Annotated in this window: 2 protein-coding genes and 1 pseudogene; all 3 read left to right on the top strand. The window is 47.1% G+C overall.

Features of this window, described 5'->3' with window-relative positions; all coding sequences use genetic code 11:
* Positions 1 to 446 (top strand): annotated as a pseudogene (locus B3180_RS01155) (poly-gamma-glutamate synthase PgsB); the annotation flags it as partial.
* The gene (gene pgsC / locus B3180_RS01150; protein WP_054490055.1) at positions 443 to 1,018 is read left to right on the top strand and encodes a poly-gamma-glutamate biosynthesis protein PgsC; all 576 of its coding nucleotides are present in this window, start codon (positions 443 to 445) and stop codon (positions 1,016 to 1,018) included. The pseudogene B3180_RS01155 and the gene pgsC, both read left to right, overlap by 4 nt.
* Positions 1,019 to 1,032: 14 nt before the next feature.
* A partial coding sequence (gene pgsW / locus B3180_RS01145; protein WP_286842434.1) for a poly-gamma-glutamate system protein occupies positions 1,033 to 1,757 on the top strand: 725 nt, incomplete at its 3' end.

Genomic DNA, 1,757 nt, shown 5'->3' with positions numbered 1-1,757 from the left:
TTCTTCACGTTAATTACTTCAAGCGGGAAATTGTTTTCGTCAACGCTTTTGCAGCCAACGATCCAGAGTCTACTGGTCGCATTTGGGAAAACATGCTGGAAAAGCATGGCAACGAACGTCGAAAAATCGTGTTAATTAATTGCCGGGCGGACCGCCCACACCGCTCTCAGCAAATGGCGGAAGATGCGGTTAAGTGGAGCGAAGCGGATAAATACCTACTGATGGGTTCAGGCACCTTTATTTTCGTCCGTAATGCGGTGAAATATGGCCTCGACCCAGAAAAATTATTAGTCATGGAAAATGCCCATATGACCGAAATAACCGAAACAATTTTAGAAGAGTCCGGCAGCAGCGCATTAGTTGTTGGCATGTGCAATATTCACGGCGGTGGCGAAGAAGTCGCTCGCTTCTTCCAGAACCGGGCAATCAAGGAGGAAGATCTATGATTGCATTAAACATTCTGGCCGTTGCCATTGGGGTCGGCTTATTTTTTACCTTATTACTCACTCAAACTTTAGGCCTTGCCGCTGGCGGTTTGGTTGTACCTGGGTATGTCGCACTGCAATTGACCGATCCTTTAAGCCTGGCCATTACGCTTATTGCCGCGCTTATCACTTATTTGATTGTCCGAATTATTGCCAGCTTTGCCATTATTTATGGCCGCCGCCAAACCATTATCATGATTCTTACCGGCTATTTGATTGCCGGGTTAATGGACTTATTTCTTGGTAACCTGGTTAACTGGGTCGATTTACAAATGATTGCCGGGGGAGATAACGCTCAGGCTCAAATCGCAACACTTGAGTCCAGCTTTATGATGTCCATTATGGAAAGCAGCATTATCGGCTACATTATTCCCGGACTTATCGCCATTTGGTTTGACCGACAGGGCGTACTTCAAACCCTGTGCGGGCTGGCAGTAACAGCTGTGCTGGTCAGGCTAGCACTGATTGTGATTATGCCGGAATCATTACAAATGTACGAAGCAAGCCAAGCATTTCAGATGCCCGGCTGGTAACAGGAGGACGAATCATGAGTAGTTTTACAAAGATTTATTGGCGTTCTTCGGGCGTACCAACCTGGGGATTAATTTTTCTTATCGTATTATCCGTTATTGTGATGGTGGCGGCGGAAAACGTGAAGCAGCGTGATCCTATTGTTGACGACAACTACGCTACTATGGTTAACGCATCGAAGATAATGCGTGAAGGCATGCAGGTACTGAAACCACTGCGCGCTCAATTAGCACCCATTAACCCTGAGTTTGATCCCCAACGCTCAGGATTCGTTGGTTTAGAAAATAGCATTGTAACGACCAACCATGGTGGCCGTGAATCGAAACAAACAACAGTGAACCCTAACTGGGCTGCCGTTGCAGTTAAATTAATGGCCGATGCCGGTGTGAAAGAAGGGGATTTAGTTGCAGTCACCGTATCGGGTTCCTTCCCCGCATTAAACCTCGCTGTTTATTCAGCCATTGAAGCTATCGGAGCCGAAGCGGTTATCATTGCATCCGCATCATCGTCGCAATGGGGTGCCAACGTTCCTAACTTCTTGTGGCTTGATATGGAGCGCGAGCTTAGAGAAGCCGGTGTGCTCTCTTTAAAGCCTGTTTATGCGTCTATCGGCGGTATTGAAGACCGTGGCATTGGGATACCTGAAGAGGGGATCCGTTCAATACGCAACAGTATTGAAAACGCAGATATTAACTTAATTGAGCCCGCGAACTACCAGGAAGCAGTTGCTGATCGTATTGC

Origin of the sequence: Idiomarina sp. UBA4206 (assembly GCF_002383015.1) — a bacterium.
Classification (GTDB): domain Bacteria; phylum Pseudomonadota; class Gammaproteobacteria; order Enterobacterales; family Alteromonadaceae; genus Idiomarina; species Idiomarina abyssalis.
The sequence above is the reverse complement of the archived record's forward strand: the minus strand, read 5'-3'. Positions and strand labels throughout refer to the sequence as shown.